The following is a 19423-nucleotide window of genomic DNA, read 5'->3' on the forward strand; positions in this document are numbered from 1 at the left end:
TTATGATTTCGCCTGAAACCATTTCTCCTTTATGTCACATAACATTGAAAATGAGACAGCACAGTCCGATGACGCCTTGGGGCGTCTCCGGCCCCGGAAGAAGCGCCTGCACGAAAAAGCTTAGAGTCCACCTGCAGCGCCAGCCCGCTACCAGAATCGACTAAAGTTCAGACTTATGCTTTGCGCCCGCCTCGCGCAGCAGGTCGTAATAATAGGACATCTTTCGACCGATCGAGCTGCCGTGGTGCCGGTCTCTATGAAATTTCACATAGTCGAGGACGGTTCGATTGTCCGACCCATCCACGCGATTGAGGTCCACGCCCCATTCGATCGCGTCCTCCAGAAATTGGTCAAATTTCGTCGCGACCGCATATTTGAGGTAGCTCGCGTCGCTGATGTCGACGATAGTGCTATTGCACTTCATCTCGCTGTGGAGCTCCGTCCACATCGCCTGCACCTTGGCATTGACGACCGCTTCGGGGTCCTCACCAATCTTCACGCACGAGGCATCCAGAATTTTTCTGTAATAGGCGTATTGATTATAGCCGATAGGCGATCGATCTTTCGTTCGGGCCTCGATATTCATACAGACGTACATCAGCCGCGACGGGTTCGGACAGACCCGCGTCCCGGCTATTGCCGGCTTGTCTGCGGCAGGGGGAGTTGGCTGCGTCTGGGGCTCACCTCTTTCAGCCCACAGCGAAGTGGAGACCAGAAGCGTTGCAGCCAACCATGAACGCACCATATCCCCCCCAAAGCCGGCTCTCGTTGTCAGACTATACCCTCGACGGTAATTGTAAAAGCCCCGTGAACGCAAGGAGATGGCCTCTAGAACCGGCATTGGAATCCAGACGTCTTGGTCCAGATCGCCTACCCATTTGGCCGTTTGGAGACTGTCCGGTTGCGAGGCAGTTCCAGCAAAAGCGGACATATTGCAGTTGAAGATTTATCCTCGGACAACGCGGCGCGCAGTGAGTGGAACCAGACAGAGCAGCCCGGTCAGTATCCAGAACGCGGCCGTCAAGTCGAACGCCTTGGCAAGAAGTCCGATCCCCGCGGGCCCGACCAGAATGCCCGCGTAGCCGAGCGTTGTCAGCGCACCGATTGCCAATGCGGGTGGCATATCAATCTGGTTCCCTGCCCTGCGAAACAGGACCGGCACGATATTGGAGGCACCGAACCCGACGAGCAGGAAGCCTGTCAACGCGACGGGAATGAAGGGCACGGCAAGGATGATCGCAAAGCCGACCATCGCGACGAGACCGCCGCCGAACAGCATCCGGAAATCGCCCAGACGCGCGACCAGCCGGTCGCCAACGAGCCGTCCGATCGTCATGGCGATGGCGAACAGGATATAACCGATTCCACCTTGGCTGACATCGAGCAGACCGAGTTGCGTCACCAGCAGCGCGCTCCAGTCGAGCATGGCGCCCTCCGCGAGGAAGGTCACCATGGCGAGAAGCGACAGCAGCAGCACGATGCCTTTCGGCCGGACAAACAGCGGCCCCTCTCCATTTGACACGTTCGACAACAGCCGCGTCCGCGCAATGACCATAGCCGCCGCCATGAGTGCCGCGCAGATCAAACTGCCGACAACAATATCGAGGCTCAGCGAGAGGAACAACGTCATCAGGGTTGCCCCAAAAAACCCGCCGATGCTGAACAACGCATGGAAGCCGGACATCAGAGGTCGATCGGCTACCCGTTCGACTTCGACCGCGTGCACATTTATCGCGACGTCCAGCGATCCGAGAGCGGCGCCGAAAAGCGACAACACGGCTCCCAGCGCCAGCGGTGTGGCTGCAACCGAGAGTAGGGGCAGAAGTGCAGCCAGCGCGAATCCGCTCGTCACGATGACTGGCTTGCTCCCATAACGTGCGCTGAGCGGCCCCGTTGCGATCATGGCAACCACCGATCCCGCACCGATGCACAGCAGGAGGAGACCCAGAACCGCGTCGTCGATGCCGAGGCGATATTTGGCGAAGGGCACGAGCGGCGCCCAGCAAGCGATCCCGAAGCCAGCGACGAGAAAGGACAGGCGGGTTGCCAGCCGCGTGGCCGGGCGATCAGCGGATTCCATCGATCAATCCTTGCAGATCAGTCATGCCCGGCGACAAGGATGCGCGCGCCCGCAGCATCGAGCGCCTGCCGCTGGTTACCTTCCACTTCCGGGCCCACGATCAGCGTATCGACACGCTGCAGAGACGCGATCTGGTGGAGCGCGCGCCGATCGATCTTGTCTGCGGTCGCAAGCGCGATCGTCCGTCTCGCCGACGAGATGACGGCTCGCTTGAAGGTCGCATCCTCGAAATGATCCGCCGCCAGACCGTCCTCGGACACCGCACATGCCCCGATAAACGCGACATCGAAGCGCATCTGCACGACCGCCTGAACCGCGACGGCATCGACACATCCGTCAATCGAGGGGTCGGCGAGCCCGCCGACCACAAGGACCCGAACATCGTGCCGCTGCAAAAGCCTGCCGGCGATATCGACGGAATTCGTCGCCACCGTAAGATCGGCATCGTCCGGCAGGCAGTCGGCCAGTTCAAGATTCGTGCTGCCGCTATCGAGAAACAGAAAGTCTCCAGCGGCCACAAGGCTGGCCGCAGCAAGCGCAAGGACCCGCTTCTGCTCGATCCCCTCGCCGCGCCGCGCCGCGACCGGTTTCACGTCGCGCACAATAGGTAGCGCCCCGCCATAGACCCGGCGACAACGCCCCTCCGCAGCCAGCGCCCGAAGATCACGGCGAATGGCGTCTTCGGAAACATCAAACTCGGCGGCCAGCGCATTCGCCGTCACGGCATGTCCGGTATCAAGACGTCCAGCGATGATCTCACGCCTTGAGGAAGCAAGATCGTTTGTCATATCGCGCCATAACGTGCAAAACGTGCACGTCAAATCCGCACGATTGTGCACGATGATCATGCATTTGCAACGGTCGTGCGACCGCGGAGAGAAGTCGCTGACGGAACTGAACAATTTTGGTCGCCCGACAGTGGCCACTTGAAGACAGTCCGCTCTTGGCATTTCTTTGGCGAAAGCGGACGAAGGCGCAAATCGTTAGCCGATCCTCTCCAGCGAAGCAGCTGTTAGGTACATGCCGAACCCGAAAACGCTATGTCCCAGGGCGCTTTTCATGCGAGTAAGATGTGGCCTAGGCGTGCGGGACCCGGCAATCCCAAGACCCATGCCCGGCATCATCACGAAAAAGGGCAAGACAAGCAGAACAAGAGCTACTGTGAGCGGAGGCAAAAGCCACGGATCCGCCAGCCAGCGCGCGCCCCAGATCGCGACGACCAGCAGCCCGTAACCAGCTCCAACAATATAGTGAAAGATCCAGCCCAACGCATACTCGCCGGTCACTGGCTCTGCCGTAGCAACATCGGCCTGAACAAAATCTCCTCGGACCATACGACCGAGCCATCGCCCAACCATCCGCCAGTTGGTCACAGGCATTCCGAAGAGACGCTTTACGGCCTGCGCGTACAGATCGAGAATGATCGTTCCTCCGATCCCGACAAGCGCCGCGCGCACGACAGTCTCGGCGAGCGTCACTCGGCGCGGCCTCGGCGCGGCGCACCCGGTTGCACGAAGGCCGCAAGGCCCAACGCAATGACGGCAAGGCCAAGCGGAAGGAACGACACCCACAGTACCATGTCCCAGCCTCGCGACGCGAGAAGACCTCCCGATGAGAAAGAGCCCACTGCCATTGTCCCGAACACGATGAAATCGTTGAGCGCCTGAACGCGCGTTTTCTCTTCGGGGCGATGACATTCGAGAACGAGTGCCGACGCGCCGACGAAGCCAAAATTCCAGCCGACGCCGAGAAGGATGAGTGTCAGCCAGAAATGGGCGACATCGACCCCTGTAAGCCCGACCGCTGCGGACAAGCCGGTGAGAGCAAGGCCCAACGCCACCACCGAGCCCGCGCCAAAACGCGTGATGAGCCGGCCCGTGAAAAAGCTTGGCGCGTACATGGCGATGATATGCCACTGTAGGCCGAGGTTAGCGCTTTCCTGGTTATGCCCGCACATGCGCATTGCGAGCGGCGCCGCCGTCATCAGGAAATTCATCAGCATATAGGAGACCGCGCCGCAGGTTGCCGCGACAATAAAGCGCGGCTGCCGCGCGATCAGCGCAAGCGGCCGTCCGCCGGCGATTTCGGCGGTCGTGGGCATCGGCAGCCGCACGCCGGTCAACACGATAGCCGACAACAGCGCGACCAACGCCTGAACGATGAAGGTCGCAGCGAACATGTGCGGCGGCCAGAGGTTCATCGTGTAGGTGACGAGCTGCGGCCCGATCACCCCTGCCGCGACTCCGCCGGCCATTACGATCGAGAGCGCGCGGGGCTGCCATTCGGGTTCGACGCAGTCCGCCGCGGCGAAGCGGAACGAGAGAACCACCGCCGCATAAGCGCCGCCGAAGAAGGTGCCGAGGCAGAACAGCCAGAAGGAACCGACAACCACGGCAAGCGCCGCCAGCAAACCGGCGAGGACGCCGCCCGCGGTACCCGCAAGAAAGGCGACGCGGCGGCCGTGGCGCCGCGCAATCAATCCGCTCGGCAGGATGCAGGCCGCCATGCCAACCACGAAAATGGAGATCGGCAGCGTCGCCAGCGCCTTCTCGGGGGCAAGCGCAGCGCCGATGATCGCGCCGGTCGCGTAGATCACCGCGGAATTTGCGCCGGCAAGGGCCTGTGCCAGCGCGAGGCGCCAGATATTGCCTTGCCGCTCGCGCCGCTCCGCTGCGGCCATCGCAGTCACGCTGCCAGTTCCGATCGCCAGCGCGCGTCGCGCGGCGACGGCCGGCGGTGTAGACGCGCGTCGAGGAGTGCGTGCGCTTTCGCCGCCTCCCCACCCCGCATCAACGCGACGAGAAGCATGTCCTCGACGATCTCTCGCTGCGCATTGCTGCCGCCGATGCGCGCAAAATCCGGCTTGAGCGGCTCCAGGATGCGGACGCATCCGCGATAATCATCGTTCGCGAATGCCATCGCTGCGCGGCCGATCGACGGAACGATCGCGCCGGCGCCGAGCGCATTCCTCGCAACCATGTCTTCAAGCGCCGCGACGCGGCAATCGAGCGCCTCGCGATCGCCTGTCGCGGCTTCGAGGATCGCCATATGGCTGTCGACAAAGGCATGACCCGGTTTCGGAAAGACCCCCCGCGCGTAATCGGCAGCTGTCTGCCAGACCTTCACCGGGACGTGATGACCATAAGCGTCCACGCGCCAGAGCAGCGAGGCGGCGTCGGTCACGATATTAATCGGCATGCCATAGGAGGCTGACGGCTGCACCGCATCCGAATAGATGGCGAGCGCCGTCGCCGCGTCCCCCCGTTCGAGCGCCGCGAGCGCCGAATGCCAAGCGATGTGGCCGTGAAGAATGCCGCTGCGCGGATAGTCCGGAAGCCAGGCTGCGATCAGCCGTTCCGCCTCGTCATTGGCGCCCGCTTCGAACATCGCATGCGCCAGCGCATGGGCGCTGTTCGCATTCTCGCGCCGCAGCGCCACCGCCCGCTCGAGCATCGCGCGGCCGCGGAGAACCTCGCCGTTCTCGGCCAGCGACCAGCCGCGATAGGTGAGGAACCACCAGTCGTCTTCATCGAATTGCGCAGCGTGAAGCTCGCACAGATCGACCTTTGCCTGGTTGTGGTCGGCCATGCCGGAAAAGGCGAAGAGGCCGAAAGCGCCCAAGGGAAGCGACAGGATCATCACGTCGCGCGGCCAGCGTTTGGCATGCGCGAGCGCCGCAGCCAGTGCCTCCTGCCCCTTGCCGTGAACTGCAAGCGACATGGCGTGCACATGGCTGCGCTCGCGTTCGCTCCCGCACCGCGCGACCAAGGCTTCAGCCACCGTGACGCGCGCTCTCGCCTCTGCGGGTTCTGCGCAGATCGAATGCAGCCGCGCCCGCGCAGCGTGGGCGAGCGCGAAATCGGGATCCGCATCGATTGCGGCATCAAGCCGCTCGGCGGCGCCCGGCCAGAGCGACAGCAGGAGATCGACGCCCTCCCCGTAAAGGCTTGCGGCGTCTTCCGACGATGTCGACAGCGACAGATTATAGCGATCGAGCAAGGTCAATTTGACACCTTTCAAAACCGAATTCGAGACACCTTCGATGAGGCTCGCGCGATTCCTAGCAGAAGGGGATCGGTCCATCTCTCGACGAGATGCCAAATTCTATCGAATTTACGCCAACCCCAGTCCGCTTTTTGGATCAAGCCCTGTTACCCGAGCGAGCGTAAGCCCGCGGGCTCGTCCCCAGTTCGGAGCGAAACGCGTACGTGAAAGCCGACGTCGAGCTATAGCCGAGTTCCATCGCGACGCTGGTGATCGAGACACCCCCGCCAAGCATTTCGACCGCCTTGAACAGGCGCATCTGCCGCCGCCACGATCGCAGGCTCATGCCGACCTCGGCCTCGAACCGGCGGGCAAGCGTGCGCGGCGACATGCCGACCTCGCGCCCCCAATGATCGACCGACCGATTGTCGCCGGGATCCGCGTAGAGCGCCTCGCAGAGCCGCGCCAGAGGCGGCGACAGGGGCCAGGGCAAACCCGCGTGGCCGACGCGAGCGCGCGCGAGCTGATCGAGGATGAGACCGGCGACGCGTGCGCCATATCCTTCTTCATATCCCTCATCGGCGACCGCCGCTGCTTCGATAATGAGCGCGCGCAGCAACGGCGAGACATCGAACACCTGCGGCGCCGTCGGCAGCGAACGGGCAAGGCCCTTCGCCAGCCACAGGCTCCGAAACTCGGCACCGAGCAGCGACCCGACGCGGTGGGCGATCCCCGCAGGGAGCCAGACCGCCTGTTCGGGCGAGATGACGAAGCTCCGCCCTGCAGCCGCGACGGTCAGAACGCCCGAGATCGCATAGGCCACTTGCCCCCAATCATGGTCATGCTCGGGAAAATGGCTGCGCGCGGCGATCGTCTGGACGCGCACCGTGAGCGGCGCGGGCGGAGCCGCCGTCTCGGGCGTTTCGATCTGGGTCCACTGCATGAAAACGCAACCTGTCCGTTCGTCGATAGAAAGTGACAGATGGTCGAGAGACGGCCGACCGACAAGGGCCTAAACCGGACCTCGCATCGTTTGCCCGCCATTCGGCTCTCTCGATCCTCGGCGGCTAGCGCGGCACTCCGTCGCTCACTGGAGCGACTCTCTGAACTGCCGCACGACCTCGCGTCGTGCGGCTTCTTCCCTTCGGCACGGATACATCATGACGGACGGCTCGCCTTTGCTCTCTCTTGAAGGAAAATTCGCTCTCGTCACAGGCGGCTCGAGCGGCATAGGGGTCGCCTCGGCAAAGCTTCTCGCCGATCACGGCGCACGCGTTGCGATAACCGGGCGCGACCCCGCGAAGCTTGCCCAGGCGCAGCGCGCGATCCGCGGCGACACTCTCGCTATCCCGTGCGACGTCGCATCGCTCGCCGACCTAGCGCGCATGCACGATGCGGTCGCTGCAGAATTCGGCGCGCTCGACATCCTCTTCCCAATGCCGGCATCGCGATCGGCACGCCCCTCGCGACGACCGACGAGGCGACGTTCGACCGGATGATGGATGTCAATGTCAAAGGTGTCTTCTTTTCGGTGCAAGCCGTTCTGCCGCTCTTCCGCGAAGGCGGATCGATCATCCTCAACACGTCGTGGCTCAACCAGGTAGGCACGCCCGGACGCGCTGTGCTGTCGGCATCGAAAGCCGCGGTGCGCTCGTTCGCGCGGACGCTGTCGGCGGAACTGCTCGAGCAGGGCGTCCGGGTGAACGCCGTCAGTCCGGGGTCGATCGAGACGCCGATCCACCGCGGCAAGGATCAAAGCGATGAACAGTTCCAAGCCTATGCCGCCAAGGTCGGAGCGCAGGTGCCGCTCGGGAGGATGGGCCAGCCAGAAGAAGTTGCCGCTGCCGTCCTGTTCCTCGCCAGCGATGCATCGCGCTACATGCTGGGCGCAGAGATCCTCGTCGACGGCGGCCGCGCGGAACTTTGAGGGACCGCGCCCCAATCCGCATCCTGCTCGGGACCTGGTGATGCGGTCTCGCATTCCCCGGACAGGATCAATCGAAAGACATACGACATGCCGAACGAGCCGAGAATAGCGCCTTGGAATGATGGCGATCCCGCGTCCGCCGATCTGCTCGCCGAAATGAAAGCACGGCGACCAGGCGGAGAGCTGATCGCGATCGATCGCCTGCTGCTGCGTAGCCAGCCGCTGGCGAGAGGATGGAACGGGCTTCTCGGCCGCGTGCGCGCGGAGTTCGCACTGCCGCTCGAATATCGCGAGCTTGTGATGTGCCGCGTGGCGGTGCTGAACCGGGCGAGTTTCGAGTGGAAGGTTCACAAGCCCGCCTATCTCGCCGCAGGTGGCATCAAGGAGAAGTGCGAAGCGCTCCGGAAAGCCGGCGTCGACGACATCTTTTCCGTAACCGAGCGCCTACTCCTCGAACTCACCGACCAGTCGACGCTGAAAGTAGACGTCGAAGATCGCGTCATCGAAGAACTGAAGGCGCAGGTCGGTGAACGGCAGACCGTAGAGGCCATCGCGACCGTTGCCGCCTATAATATGGTATCGCGCTTCCTCGTCGCGCTAGCAATCGACTGATAGCCGGAGGCCTGGTGACTCTCGGCATGAATTTCCGGAGTGCGACGGTGCGGGTTGACCGCATGATCAGATGGATACTCGCGAGCGCGATGGCTCCCCTTCTCGCGATGGCAGCACCCTCCGTCCACGCGCAGGACAATGCACACCCGGCGATTGCCGGTTTCGGCGCAATTCGTCCATCCGCCGATGAAGCCAATCCGCCCGACCCTTCGCGGCGATACCGCGTTATTTTCGAGATCACCCGGGCGGCAGGCGATCCCGCCAAGGTCAACCCCGCGCTCGATCGTGTCGCGCGCTTCGTCAATCTGCTCGGTGCTGCCGGGATAACGCCGGCTGCGGGCGACATCGTCGTCGTCGTGCATGGCCCGGCAACAGCCGTCGTTCTCGTCGACGAGGCCTATCACGAGCGCTTCGGCACCGACAATCCGAACCGCGACTTGGTGAAAGCGCTGCACGCGGCAGGCGTATCGCTGCACGTGTGCAGCTACGCCCTCGCCAACACGAAAGTCGATCGCGCCGCCATCACGTCCAGCTGGAGTATCGACGTCGCCGCAATGGTGACGATCGTCAATCTTCAGCTCGATGGCTGGGTCCTGCTCGAAGGCTAAACTCGTTGCCGGCGGTCGAACGCGAACCGATTTCGGTCGAAACGCCAACCATCGACAGGCCGCAGCAGCATGTCGTACGAGACAAGAGGTGCGACACGGGGGACCAATCCGTCAAGTTTCGCCACACTGTCTTGCCCTGCACCTTTGGTGCTGCCAGCTTCATAGAATGAACATCCATATGGCAGACCTAGACATCGACGCGCGGATCCGGAGCAGCTTCGCACGGCAAGGCCTGATGAGCACGCTCGGTGCGACTATCGGTGCCATCGCGCCGGGGGCCGTCGAGATCATCCTACCTTCATCGCCGGCAGTTTCGCAGCAGCATGGGTTCGTGCACGGCGGTGCCGTCAGCGCCATCGCCGATACAGCGGCAGGCTATTCGGCTCTGACGTTGATGCCGACAGGTCGCGGCGTCCTAACCACCGAGTTCAAGATCAATCTGGTCGCACCCGCCATAGGTGAACGGCTAATTGCTCGCGGCCGTGTATTGAAGTCGGGACGGACGCTTACACTGACCCAAGCCGAAGTCTTTGCAGATCGCGCCGGCGAAGAGAAACTCGTGGCTTTCCTGACTGCCACCATGATGGCCGTGGAAGACCGCGTCGGCATCACGGATTAGCCCAGGGTGGCGATCAACTCGTTTCGTCCGTCCAGCGCAACGCTCGCACCTTGGCAAGAAGGTTCAATGAAACTCAGGCGCGATCGATGGGACCGGAATCGAGCAGGGGTGCGACCTCCATGTCGCCGGCCCCCAATATGTCTGCAAGCCGTTCGGTTCCCGCGAGGATCATTGCCTGCTCCCATGGGGGTAGCGCCTCAAAGCGCGCCTCGAATATTTCCTGAAGCATGTCAGGCGCATCGGCCAGACATTGTCGGCCTCGCTCGGTTGATTTCAGCAGCATTCGCCTCTTGTCCTGCTCGCTGCGCGAACGCGTAGCGAGCTCAAGCAACACGAGCCGGTCGACGATAGCGGTGATTGTCGCGTGGCTGAATTGCAGCTGCTGCGCGACCGCCCCTGGTGTCACTTCATCCCCGCCATCGATCTCACGAAGAACGAGCAATTGGGACGGAGTGAGACCCGTCGCCGCCGCCAATTTGCGCGTTCCGCCCTCTGCCGCGCGCAATACGCGGCGCAACGCTTTCAACGTGGCATTGGCGATCCCGCTATCCATGACCGGAGCGTTAGCGTGCGCCCGCAATCCTGCCAAATTCTATCTTTGCCTGGCGATCGATATTATTTCATTTATCAAAATAAATTTTGTCATTCGGGTTGCCACCTCCGCAATAAGTCCTATGTTTGCGTCGATTCTCGGTCAAATCGCCAAAATTACATTTCAGGAGATGAAAGATATTAGATCAGCAAAAAGACGAAAACTCATTGCCTCCAGGGAAAGATACCGAGCCCCGCCAATCCCCAGCGATCGATGTGCATTTCCGCTGCCCGATCCCCTCCGATGGCCCAGCCGTTACGGCACTGATCGCAGCCTGCCCCCCGCTTGACCGCAATTCGCGTTATTGCAACCTGCTGCAGTGCGAACATTTCGCAAACCAATGCGTCATAGCAGAAAGAGGAGGCAGGATTGTCGGCTGGGTGTCCGGCTATCGGCCACCGTCCGATCCGAAGTCGTTTTTTGTATGGCAGGTCGCCGTATCGACCGATGGGCGCGGGAAGCGGCTTGCCAACCGCATGATCTCCGCCCTGCTGATGCGGCCTGCACAGCGCGGAGTCACGCATTTGATTACGACTATAACGGACGACAATGCGGCGTCATGGGGGCTGTTCCGCAGTCTCGCGCGCGACTGGAGCGCCTCGCTCGACCGGAGCGTGCTGTTCGAGCGCGAGCCGCATTTCGCCGGCGCGCACGCCACCGAATATCAGGCCCGTATCGGGCCGATAGATCGTCAGACCCTTCGACAAAAACAGGGATAAATCATGTTCATGAAACCACAGCCGTCCGGCATGATTCCGGACAGGACTATCTATGAGCGGCGCGAATCCGCAGTCCGCAGCTACGCCCGTTCGATGCCACGGCAGTTTGGCCGCGCCGAAGGCGTGTGGATGCACGACGATCAGGGCGGCCGCTATCTCGATTTTCTGTCGGGATGTTCGACGCTGAATTATGGGCACAACCACCCTATCTTGAAACAGGCCCTGCTCGACTATGTCGCCGCAGACGGCATCGCGCACGGGCTCGACCTCCACACCGATGCGAAACATGAATTCCTCGCGACGTTCGAGGAATTGATCCTGAACCCGCGCGGACTCGATCATCGCGTCATGTTCACCGGCCCGACGGGAACGAATGCGGTCGAGGCCGCGATCAAGCTTGCGCGCAAGGTCACGGGCCGCGAAATGGTCATCGCCTTCACCAATGGCTTCCACGGCATGACGCTCGGCGCGCTCGCGTGCACCGGAAACGCCGCCAAGCGCGGCGGCGCCGGGGTTCCCCTGACGCATGTCGCACACGAACCCTATGACGGATATTACGGCCCGGACGTCGATACTGCCGACCTGCTCGAACAACGCCTGTCCGACCCGTCGAGCGGGCTCGACGCCCCCGCCGCAATCCTTGTCGAGACGATTCAGGGCGAAGGCGGGCTCAACGCCGCGTCGTCCGGCTGGCTTCGCCGCATCGCGGAAATCGCCAAAGCGCATGGCGCTTTGCTGATCGTCGATGACATCCAGGCGGGCTGCGGCCGCTCAGGCAGCTTCTTCAGCTTCGAGGATATGGGGTTCATTCCCGACATCATCACACTGGCGAAGTCTCTGTCCGGCATGGGCCTGCCCTTTGCACTCGCTCTGCTGCGCCCCGAACTCGATCAATGGTCGCCTGGCGAGCACAACGGCACGTTCCGCGGGAATAACCATGCTTTCGTAACCGCCAGCGCTGCGCTCCGTCACTTCTGGAGCAGCAGCGAATTCGAACGCGACATCGAACGGCGCGGCGACATTCTCGAAACGCGGCTTGGCCGCATCGCGGCCGACCATGGTTTTGACACACGCGGTCGCGGCATGATGCGCGGCATCAATACGGGATCGGGCGAGCTTGCCGCCATAATCACTGCCGCCTGTTTCGACGCCGGGCTCGTCATCGAGACCAGCGGTGCGCGCGACGAAGTCATCAAGGTGCTCGCGCCCCTCGTCATCGACGACGCCGTTCTCGGCGCCGGCCTCGACATCCTCGAAACCAAGATTCGCGAAGCGATGGCTAGTGATTACGCCGTCGCTGCCGAATAGACAGGAGACAATATCATGATCGTTCGCAACCTCGGCGACATCCGCAAGACCGACCGCAACGTCCGCTCGGACGGCTGGGCCAGCGCCCGCATGTTGTTGAAGGACGACGGGATGGGCTTCTCATTCCATATCACCACCATGTTCGCCGGCACCGAACTCAAGATGCATTATCAGAATCATCTGGAGGCGGTGTTCGTGCTTAAGGGCACAGGGACCATCGAAGATTTGGGAACCGGCGAAGTCCACCGGCTCGAACCCGGTGTGATGTACGCCCTCAACGAGCACGACCGCCATATTGTGCGTCCCGAGACGGACATTTTGACGGCCTGCGCCTTCAACCCGCCGGTGACGGGCAAGGAAGTGCACGATGATACGGGCGCCTACCCGGCAGACGCCGATCTCGTCTCCGCCGACTGATAACTATAGAAAAGAAAGGGAGGCGTCCGATGAAAGACCTCTACCCCTCGCGCCACGCGGCCGAAGCAGAGATGCGGCCGCGGCAGGATCCTGTCGTCCACAGCGACTGGAGCAACGATGCTCCGATATCCGCCAGGCTGGCCGCGCAATATGACCGCGACGGCTATATCATTCTCGAGGATATTTTCTCGGCCGATGAAGTCGCCTTCCTTCAGAAGGAAACGGGCGCACTGCTCGCCGACCCGGCCACGCTCGATGACGACACGATCGTGACCGAACCGCAAAGTCGGGAAATCCGGTCAATCTTTGACGTCCATCGGCAAAGCCCATGCATGGCCCGCCTCGCAGCAGATGCCCGCCTCGCCGACGTCGCGCGCTTTCTGCTCGGCGACGAGATCTATATCCATCAGTCACGCCTCAACTACAAACCCGGCTTCAAGGGCAAGGAGTTCTACTGGCACAGCGATTTCGAGACATGGCATGTAGAGGACGGCATGCCGCGCATGCGAGCGCTTTCGATGTCGGTTCTACTTGCCGAAAACACCCCGAACAACGGGCCGCTGATGCTGATCCCGGGATCGCACCGCACCTATCTGACGTGCGTGGGCGAAACCCCCGACGATCACTACAAGAGTTCACTCAAGCGACAGGAATATGGCGTTCCCGATGAGAAGAGCCTCGCCGAGCTCGCCCACAGGCACGGCATCATCGCGCCCGTCGGCAAGCCGGGTACCGTGATCCTGTTCGACTGCAATCTGATGCACGGATCGAACGGCAATATCACCCCCTTCCCGCGCGCCAACGCCTTCCTCGTCTATAATGCGATGAGCAATCGCCTCGAAAAGCCCTTCGGCGCGCCCAAGCCGCGGCCGTGGTTCCTCGCCCATCGAGGTGAACCCGACCCGCTGGCGATCGAGCGCGGCTCCCTTCTAGACGCGGTGCCGGCATGAGGGAGCATAGCGTCGAGAAGATCGGCGGCACGTCGATGGCCGCAACCGAGGCATTGTTTACCAATGTGCTCATCGCCGATCGTACCGGCCCCGCGCTTTACCAGCGGATATTCGTCGTCTCAGCCTTCGCCGGGATGACCGACCTGCTGCTAGAGAATAAGAAGAGCGGCGTACCGGGTGTTTACGGGCGTTTCGTCGCCGACGATGCCGCCGAGGGCTGGCGCCACGCGCTCGGCGCGGTTCGCGAGGCCGTGCGCGATCGCAACGCCGTGATGTTCGCCCGGCCGAAGAGCTGCGCCGAAGCGGATGCCTTCATCGAACAACGGATCAGGGCGGTCTCCGCCTGCCTTGAGGATCTGGCGCGGCTGCGCAGCCACGGCCGCTTCTGCGTCAAGGAGCAATTGCTGACGCTTCGCGAGCTTCTCGCCGGGATCGGTGAAGCGCATAGTGCGCACAGCACAGCGCTGTTGCTCCGCGATCGCGGCGTGAATGCGCGGTTCGTCGATCTCACCTTGTGGGATCAGGACGATCTGCGCAGCCTCGACCGGAGGATCGAGGACGCGTTCGCCACGATCGACCTTGCCACCACTCTTCCCATCGTGACCGGCTATGCGGGCTGCGAAGGCGGCATGGTGCGCCGCTATGCACGCGGCTATACCGAGATGACCTTTTCGCGCATCGCGGTCCTGACCCGCGCGCGCGAGGCGATCATCCACAAAGAGTTCCACCTGTCGAGCGCGGACCCGAAGCTGGTGGGCGCGGACAAGGCCCGCAAGATCGGGCGCACCAACTATGATGTCGCCGACCAGTTAGCCAATCTCGGGATGGAGGCGATCCACCCTGGCGCAGGCCGCGGCCTTCGCCAGACGCACATCCCGCTGCGCGTCCGCAACACCTTCGACCGCGAGGATGAAGGCACGCTGGTGACCGGAAACTATATCTCGGACGTTCCGCGAGTAGAGATCGTCACCGGCATACGCCAGATGCAAGCGCTGCAATTCTTCGAGCAGGACATGGTGGGGATCAAGGGCTATGACACCGCGATCCTCGATGCGTTGGCCCGTCATGGTCTGTGGATCGTCAGCAAATCATCGAACGCGAACACGATCACCCATTATCTCTCGGCGTCGGCAGACGCGGTGACAAAGGTGATCGCCGACCTGCAGGATGTCTATCCCGATGCTGCCATTTCGACACAGCCGGTGGCGATGGTGTCGGCGATCGGCAGCGACATCTCGCGCCCCGGGCTCGTTCCCGACGCGTTGCGTGCGTTTGATGACGCGGGGATCATGATGATCGCGATGCAACATCAGATCCGCAACGTCGACATCCAGTTCATCGTCGAATGCGGCGACTTCGACAAAGCAGTGCGCGCGCTTCACGCCGCGCTGGTCGAGGATGACGGACAGGTTGCCGAGGGCCGGCGCGCCGCCTGACGCGGCCGCCGATAACGCCTGATGTTCGCAACCATCCTGCCGGTTCGCAGCCTGCTGATTGCCATTTTCGTAATGATGGCGGGCAGCGGCTTTCTATCGACCCTGATTGGACTTCGCCTCGAGCGTGCCGGCAGCGGCACGATGATTATCGGGCTCGTCGCAACCGCCTATTTTGCCGGGCTCGTGATCGGGGCGCTCAGGACAGGCGATATTGTCCGCCGCGTCGGGCATATCCGAGCGTTCGCCGCTATGGTCGCACTGCTCTCCGCGAGCACAGTATCCTATGCCTTGTTCGCACATCCGCTCCTTTGGGGCGCCCTGCGGATCGTCGATGGAATTTGCGTCGCGGGCGTGTTCGTGTGTATCGAAAGTTGGCTCAATGACCGGGCCGAAGCCGGAACGCGAGGCACCGTGCTCGCTTGGTATATGGTCGCGCTCTATTCGGGCCAGGCGTTCGGCCAGCTAATCCTGCGGTCCGGAAACACGGCACCGCAGGTCCCGTTCGAGATAGCCTCGATCCTGATTTCGCTCGCGATCATCCCGGTCTGCCTTACGCGCAGCACGGCGCCGGTTCTGGAATCGGCCGCATCGCTACCGCTGCGCCGCCTGTTCGAAGCTTCGCCGCTCGGCGTCGTCGGGGCGGGCGTTACAGGCCTCTTGCTCGGCGCTTTCTATGGCCTTGCCGCCATTTACGCGCGCCGGATCGGGCTCGACCTTGGCGAGACTGCAACCTTCATGATGACGGTCATCCTCGGCGGCGTGGCACTGCAATGGCCGCTCGGCCGGCTATCGGACCGCTACGACCGCCGCCGCGTCATCCTAGCCTGTTTCGCCGCCACCTGGGTGACGAGCATCGCGCTGGCGGCGCAGCCGCAGGGCGCTCTCCTCTTTGCGCTCGGCGCCGCATTTGGCGGATTGAGTTTCGCGCTTTATCCGCTCTGCGTCGCCTATGCGAACGATCGGCTGCTGCCTTCAGAGCGTGTGACGGCAAGCGGCCAACTCGTACTGCTCTATTCCGTTGGCGCCGCGCTTGGCCCGCTCGGTGCGGCGACCTCGATGACACTTACTGACGCCGGCGGGCTCTTTCTCTTCATTGCGCTGGCTGCCGCCGCGATGCTCGTTTTCGGCATATGGCGCGTCGCGACGAGCAATCCGGTCCCGGGAGACCAGCAGCAGGATTTCCAGATTCTGCCACGCACGACGCCGGTCGCGGCGCTGCTCGACCCCTCAGGATCCGACACTCCCGCTCCGCATTCGGAGCCGACTTTGCAAACAGGTGACATATGGCCCAACCAAAGATGATCCACGCACCGGGGCACCCGCCCGAACCTTCGCAGCTTCACCGTGCGGTCGGCGCCTCGGCGCTCGGCAATGCGGTCGAATGGTTCGATTATGGCATTTATGCCTATGGCCTGACTTATATCTCGGCCGCGCTTTTCCCAGGCGATACCGAAGAGGCGGTGCTGTTCGCGCTTGCGACCTTTGCCATATCCTTTCTTATCCGCCCGCTCGGCGGACTCTTCTGGGGACCGCTCGGCGACCGTATCGGCCGCAAGTCGGTGCTGGCGATGACGATCCTGTTGATGGCGGGCGCCACCTTCGCCGTCGGGCTGATTCCATCCTATGATGCTGTGGGCTTCTGGGCTCCGACCGCGCTTATCCTCCTGCGCATGCTCCAAGGCTTTTCGACCGGTGGCGAATATGGCGGCGCCGCTACTTTCATGGCGGAATATGCGCCTGACGATCGCCGCGGCTTCTATGGCAGTTTCCTCGAATTCGGGACGCTGGCCGGCTTCTCGCTCGGCGCGGCGCTCATGCTCGGCTATTCGCTTCACCTCGGTGACGAGGCGATGCACGAATGGGGCTGGCGCGTTCCTTTCCTGATCGCCGGGCCGATCGGCCTTGTCGGCATGTATCTGCGCTCGAAGATGGAAGATACGCCGGTCTTCCGCGAAGAAATGGCGGCGGCGGAGCACCGCAAGCCGCTAGGCCTCGGCACCCTGATGCGCCATCATTGGCGCCCGCTGCTCGTTGTCGGCGGTCTCGTTGTCGCGCTCAATGTCGTCAACTATTCGCTGTTGAGCTATATGCCGACCTATCTCCAGCGCCGTATCGGCCTGTCGAGCGAGGAGGCGCTGCTCGTGCCAATCATCGGCATGGTGTTCATGATGATCTTCCTGCCCTTCGCCGGCGCGCTGTCCGATCGGGTCGGACGCAAGCCGATGTGGCGCTGGTCGCTCATCGGGCTGATGATGCTCGTCGTACCGCTCTACATGCTGATCGGCACGGGGTTTGCGGGCGCGACCATCGGCTTCATGGCGCTCGGCCTGCTCTATGTACCGCAGCTCGCGACGATTTCGGCGACCTTTCCTGCGATGTTCCCCACCGCGGTGCGTTTTGCGGGCTTTGCGATCGCCTATAATATCTCGACCTCGATCTTCGGCGGCACCGCGCCGATCGTCGGAAGCGGCCTGATCAGCCTGACCGGCGATCCGCTCATGCCAGCCTATTATATGGCCCTCGCATGCCTCCTCGGCCTCGTCGCCTTGCGCTTCATGCCCGAGACGGCAGGCCGGTCGCTACGCGAGGATCCGTTTGCCCCGCACAGGGACGTCGCACCCCACAAATAGGAAGACACTCGTCCTTCCCGAACGCCAATGAAAGGAGACCGGTCCGGCTCGCGCGGGATCGACGCCATGCAGCATATCATGACCGAAGCTTTTCCGACTGTGACCGACATTCCCATCCTTGCCGGCACGCCGCCATGGGCGGAAACCCTTATCGCGCTCGTGGCACTGGGCACGGTCGCCTGGCTCGCAAATTTCATCGTTCGAAGAACCGTCTTGCGTTTCGTCCTGCGCACCTTGCCATATGATGGTCCGACGCCGGCGCCGATCGCCGCACGTCTTGCCAATATCGTCCCGGCGCTCATTATCACGTCGGGCATTGGCGCGGTCCCTCATCTCCCGCAAACCGCCGCGATCGTCGTCGGCAATGTCGTATCCGCCTCGATCATCCTATTCGCAGCGATGGCGATCGGCGAGGCGCTCGGTTTTGCCAACCAGCTTTACGAGCGTCGCCCGGGATCGGCGAGCCGCCCGGTCAAGGGCTATGTGCAGGTTCTCAAGATCTTGGTTTACGCAGGCGCGGCGATCCTGATCGTCGCCGCCTTGATGGAGCAGTCGCCGCTGCTCCTGCTCTCGGGACTGGGCGCGATGGCGGCCGTGCTGATGCTGGTTTTCAAGGATACCATCCTGTCGCTCGTCGCCTCGGTCCAGCTTACATCGAACGACATGCTGCGCGTCGGCGACTGGATCGAAATGCCGCAGCTCCATGCCGACGGCGATGTGATCGACATCGCGCTGCACACGATCAAGGTGCAGAATTGGGACAAGACGATCACGACGATCCCGACGCACAGATTGATCGCCGAGAGCTTCAAGAACTGGCGCGGGATGGCGGAGTCGGGTGGGCGCCGGATCAAGCGCTCGCTCCTGCTCGACCAGAATTGCATTCGATTTCTGTCCACCGACGAGAGGCAGGAACTCAGGCGGATTGCACTGATCCGCGACTATCTGGGACACAAGGAGGACGAGCTTGGCGAATGGAATTCGCGCCTCGGCGATGCCGGACGCGAGCCGGCGAATGCCCGGCATGTCACAAATATTGGGACGTTCCGCGCCTATGTCGAAGCATATCTGCGGGCGAACGCCGGCATCGCCGACGGGATGACGCTGATCGTCCGCCAGCTCGCACCCACGCCGCAAGGTCTGCCGCTGGAGGTTTACTGCTTCACGGGCACCACTGCCTGGAGCGACTATGAGAATATCCAGGCCGATATCTTCGACCATCTGCTGGCGATCCTGCCAACGTTCCGTTTACGACCATTTCAGGAACCGAGTGGCCGCGACCTCCAAACCCGCATGGCGGCGTGACCGCGGCGCGGGCTCGCATAAGCCGAGCTTCGAGGTCAAAGAAGGCGCCATCAACCATTCTAACCGACGTCTGCGCGACAAATTCTAGGGACATCTCGGGCCTCGGCGCGCTCAACAGGAGCGCTGCTCGCGTTCGCCGCGAAGTCGAAGTCGAAGTCGAAGTCGTCGGCTATAATCGGGCGACACGGGCATCATTGGCAAGTTCGCGCTACACGACAAGGCCGGGTAAGAGCTTG

Annotated in this window: 21 protein-coding genes; 13 read left to right on the top strand and 8 right to left on the bottom strand. The window is 62.5% G+C overall.

Going from position 1 to position 19423, the window contains the following annotated elements:
- Positions 1–160: 160 nt before the first annotated feature.
- From ACSYDV_RS18090 to ACSYDV_RS18120, 7 genes are all read right to left on the bottom strand, one after another.
- Positions 161–745, bottom strand: coding sequence for a hypothetical protein (locus tag ACSYDV_RS18090; RefSeq protein ID WP_438325216.1), 585 nt, complete (start codon positions 743–745; stop codon positions 161–163).
- Between the two features lie 201 nt (positions 746–946).
- Positions 947–2080, bottom strand: coding sequence for an MFS transporter (locus ACSYDV_RS18095; RefSeq protein ID WP_438325217.1), 1134 nt, complete (start codon positions 2078–2080; stop codon positions 947–949).
- Positions 2081–2097: 17 nt separating this feature from the next.
- Positions 2098–2928 (bottom strand): DeoR/GlpR family DNA-binding transcription regulator, encoded by an 831-nt coding sequence (locus ACSYDV_RS18100; RefSeq protein WP_438325218.1) that lies wholly within the window; start codon positions 2926–2928, stop codon positions 2098–2100.
- A gap of 135 nt (positions 2929–3063) precedes the next feature.
- Positions 3064–3558, bottom strand: a complete 495-nt coding sequence (locus ACSYDV_RS18105) for a DUF2938 family protein (RefSeq protein WP_438325219.1) — start codon at positions 3556–3558, stop codon at positions 3064–3066.
- Positions 3555–4760: an MFS transporter gene (locus tag ACSYDV_RS18110; protein ID WP_438325364.1), complete on the bottom strand. Its 1206-nt coding sequence runs from the start codon at positions 4758–4760 to the stop codon at positions 3555–3557. The genes ACSYDV_RS18105 and ACSYDV_RS18110 overlap by 4 nt, the downstream gene beginning before the upstream one ends.
- Before the next feature lie 5 nt (positions 4761–4765).
- Positions 4766–6085 (bottom strand): tetratricopeptide repeat protein, encoded by a 1320-nt coding sequence (locus ACSYDV_RS18115; protein WP_438325220.1) that lies wholly within the window; start codon positions 6083–6085, stop codon positions 4766–4768.
- Positions 6086–6221: 136 nt separating this feature from the next.
- Positions 6222–7007, bottom strand: a complete 786-nt coding sequence (locus ACSYDV_RS18120; RefSeq protein WP_438325221.1) for an AraC family transcriptional regulator — start codon at positions 7005–7007, stop codon at positions 6222–6224.
- 217 nt (positions 7008–7224) lie between these two features.
- Here ACSYDV_RS18120 and ACSYDV_RS18125 point away from each other — a divergent pair, with 217 nt between their 5' ends.
- From ACSYDV_RS18125 to ACSYDV_RS18145, 5 genes are all read left to right on the top strand, one after another.
- The gene (locus ACSYDV_RS18125) at positions 7225–7563 is read left to right on the top strand and encodes an SDR family NAD(P)-dependent oxidoreductase (protein ID WP_438325222.1); all 339 of its coding nucleotides are present in this window, start codon (positions 7225–7227) and stop codon (positions 7561–7563) included.
- Entirely contained in the window at positions 7560–7991 is a 432-nt protein-coding gene (locus ACSYDV_RS18130) for an SDR family oxidoreductase (protein ID WP_438325223.1), read from the top strand. The genes ACSYDV_RS18125 and ACSYDV_RS18130 overlap by 4 nt, the downstream gene beginning before the upstream one ends.
- 87 nt (positions 7992–8078) lie before the next feature.
- Complete coding sequence (locus ACSYDV_RS18135; protein ID WP_438325224.1) at positions 8079–8603, top strand: carboxymuconolactone decarboxylase family protein; 525 nt, start codon at positions 8079–8081, stop codon at positions 8601–8603.
- A 62-nt stretch (positions 8604–8665) separates the two neighbouring features.
- Positions 8666–9211 (top strand): DsrE family protein, encoded by a 546-nt coding sequence (locus ACSYDV_RS18140; protein ID WP_438325225.1) that lies wholly within the window; start codon positions 8666–8668, stop codon positions 9209–9211.
- Between the two features lie 178 nt (positions 9212–9389).
- Positions 9390–9830 (top strand): PaaI family thioesterase, encoded by a 441-nt coding sequence (locus ACSYDV_RS18145; RefSeq protein WP_438325226.1) that lies wholly within the window; start codon positions 9390–9392, stop codon positions 9828–9830.
- Between the two features lie 73 nt (positions 9831–9903).
- Here the strand turns inward: ACSYDV_RS18145 and ACSYDV_RS18150 are convergent, their stop codons facing one another.
- Entirely contained in the window at positions 9904–10383 is a 480-nt protein-coding gene (locus ACSYDV_RS18150; RefSeq protein WP_438325227.1) for a MarR family winged helix-turn-helix transcriptional regulator, read from the bottom strand.
- A gap of 254 nt (positions 10384–10637) precedes the next feature.
- Here ACSYDV_RS18150 and ectA point away from each other — a divergent pair, with 254 nt between their 5' ends.
- The 8 genes from ectA (at position 10638) to ACSYDV_RS18190 (ending at position 19187) form a co-directional block, all read left to right on the top strand.
- Positions 10638–11141, top strand: a complete 504-nt coding sequence (ectA, locus tag ACSYDV_RS18155; RefSeq protein WP_438325228.1) for a diaminobutyrate acetyltransferase — start codon at positions 10638–10640, stop codon at positions 11139–11141.
- 3 nt (positions 11142–11144) lie between these two features.
- Positions 11145–12449 (top strand): diaminobutyrate--2-oxoglutarate transaminase, encoded by a 1305-nt coding sequence (gene ectB, locus ACSYDV_RS18160; RefSeq protein ID WP_438325229.1) that lies wholly within the window; start codon positions 11145–11147, stop codon positions 12447–12449.
- Positions 12450–12464: 15 nt separating this feature from the next.
- The gene (locus ACSYDV_RS18165; protein WP_438325230.1) at positions 12465–12866 is read left to right on the top strand and encodes an ectoine synthase; all 402 of its coding nucleotides are present in this window, start codon (positions 12465–12467) and stop codon (positions 12864–12866) included.
- A gap of 29 nt (positions 12867–12895) precedes the next feature.
- Complete coding sequence (gene thpD, locus ACSYDV_RS18170; protein ID WP_438325231.1) at positions 12896–13816, top strand: ectoine hydroxylase; 921 nt, start codon at positions 12896–12898, stop codon at positions 13814–13816.
- Entirely contained in the window at positions 13813–15252 is a 1440-nt protein-coding gene (locus ACSYDV_RS18175) for an aspartate kinase (protein ID WP_438325232.1), read from the top strand. The genes thpD and ACSYDV_RS18175 overlap by 4 nt, the downstream gene beginning before the upstream one ends.
- Positions 15253–15273: 21 nt before the next feature.
- Positions 15274–16554, top strand: a complete 1281-nt coding sequence (locus ACSYDV_RS18180; protein WP_438325233.1) for an MFS transporter — start codon at positions 15274–15276, stop codon at positions 16552–16554.
- Entirely contained in the window at positions 16536–17882 is a 1347-nt protein-coding gene (locus ACSYDV_RS18185; protein ID WP_438325234.1) for an MFS transporter, read from the top strand. Before ACSYDV_RS18180 ends, ACSYDV_RS18185 begins: the two co-directional genes overlap by 19 nt.
- A 78-nt stretch (positions 17883–17960) precedes the next feature.
- Positions 17961–19187 (top strand): mechanosensitive ion channel family protein, encoded by a 1227-nt coding sequence (locus ACSYDV_RS18190; protein WP_438325235.1) that lies wholly within the window; start codon positions 17961–17963, stop codon positions 19185–19187.
- Positions 19188–19423 lie beyond the last annotated feature (236 nt).

Origin of the sequence: Sphingopyxis selenitireducens, from assembly GCF_051550705.1 — a bacterium.
GTDB lineage: Bacteria > Pseudomonadota > Alphaproteobacteria > Sphingomonadales > Sphingomonadaceae > Sphingopyxis.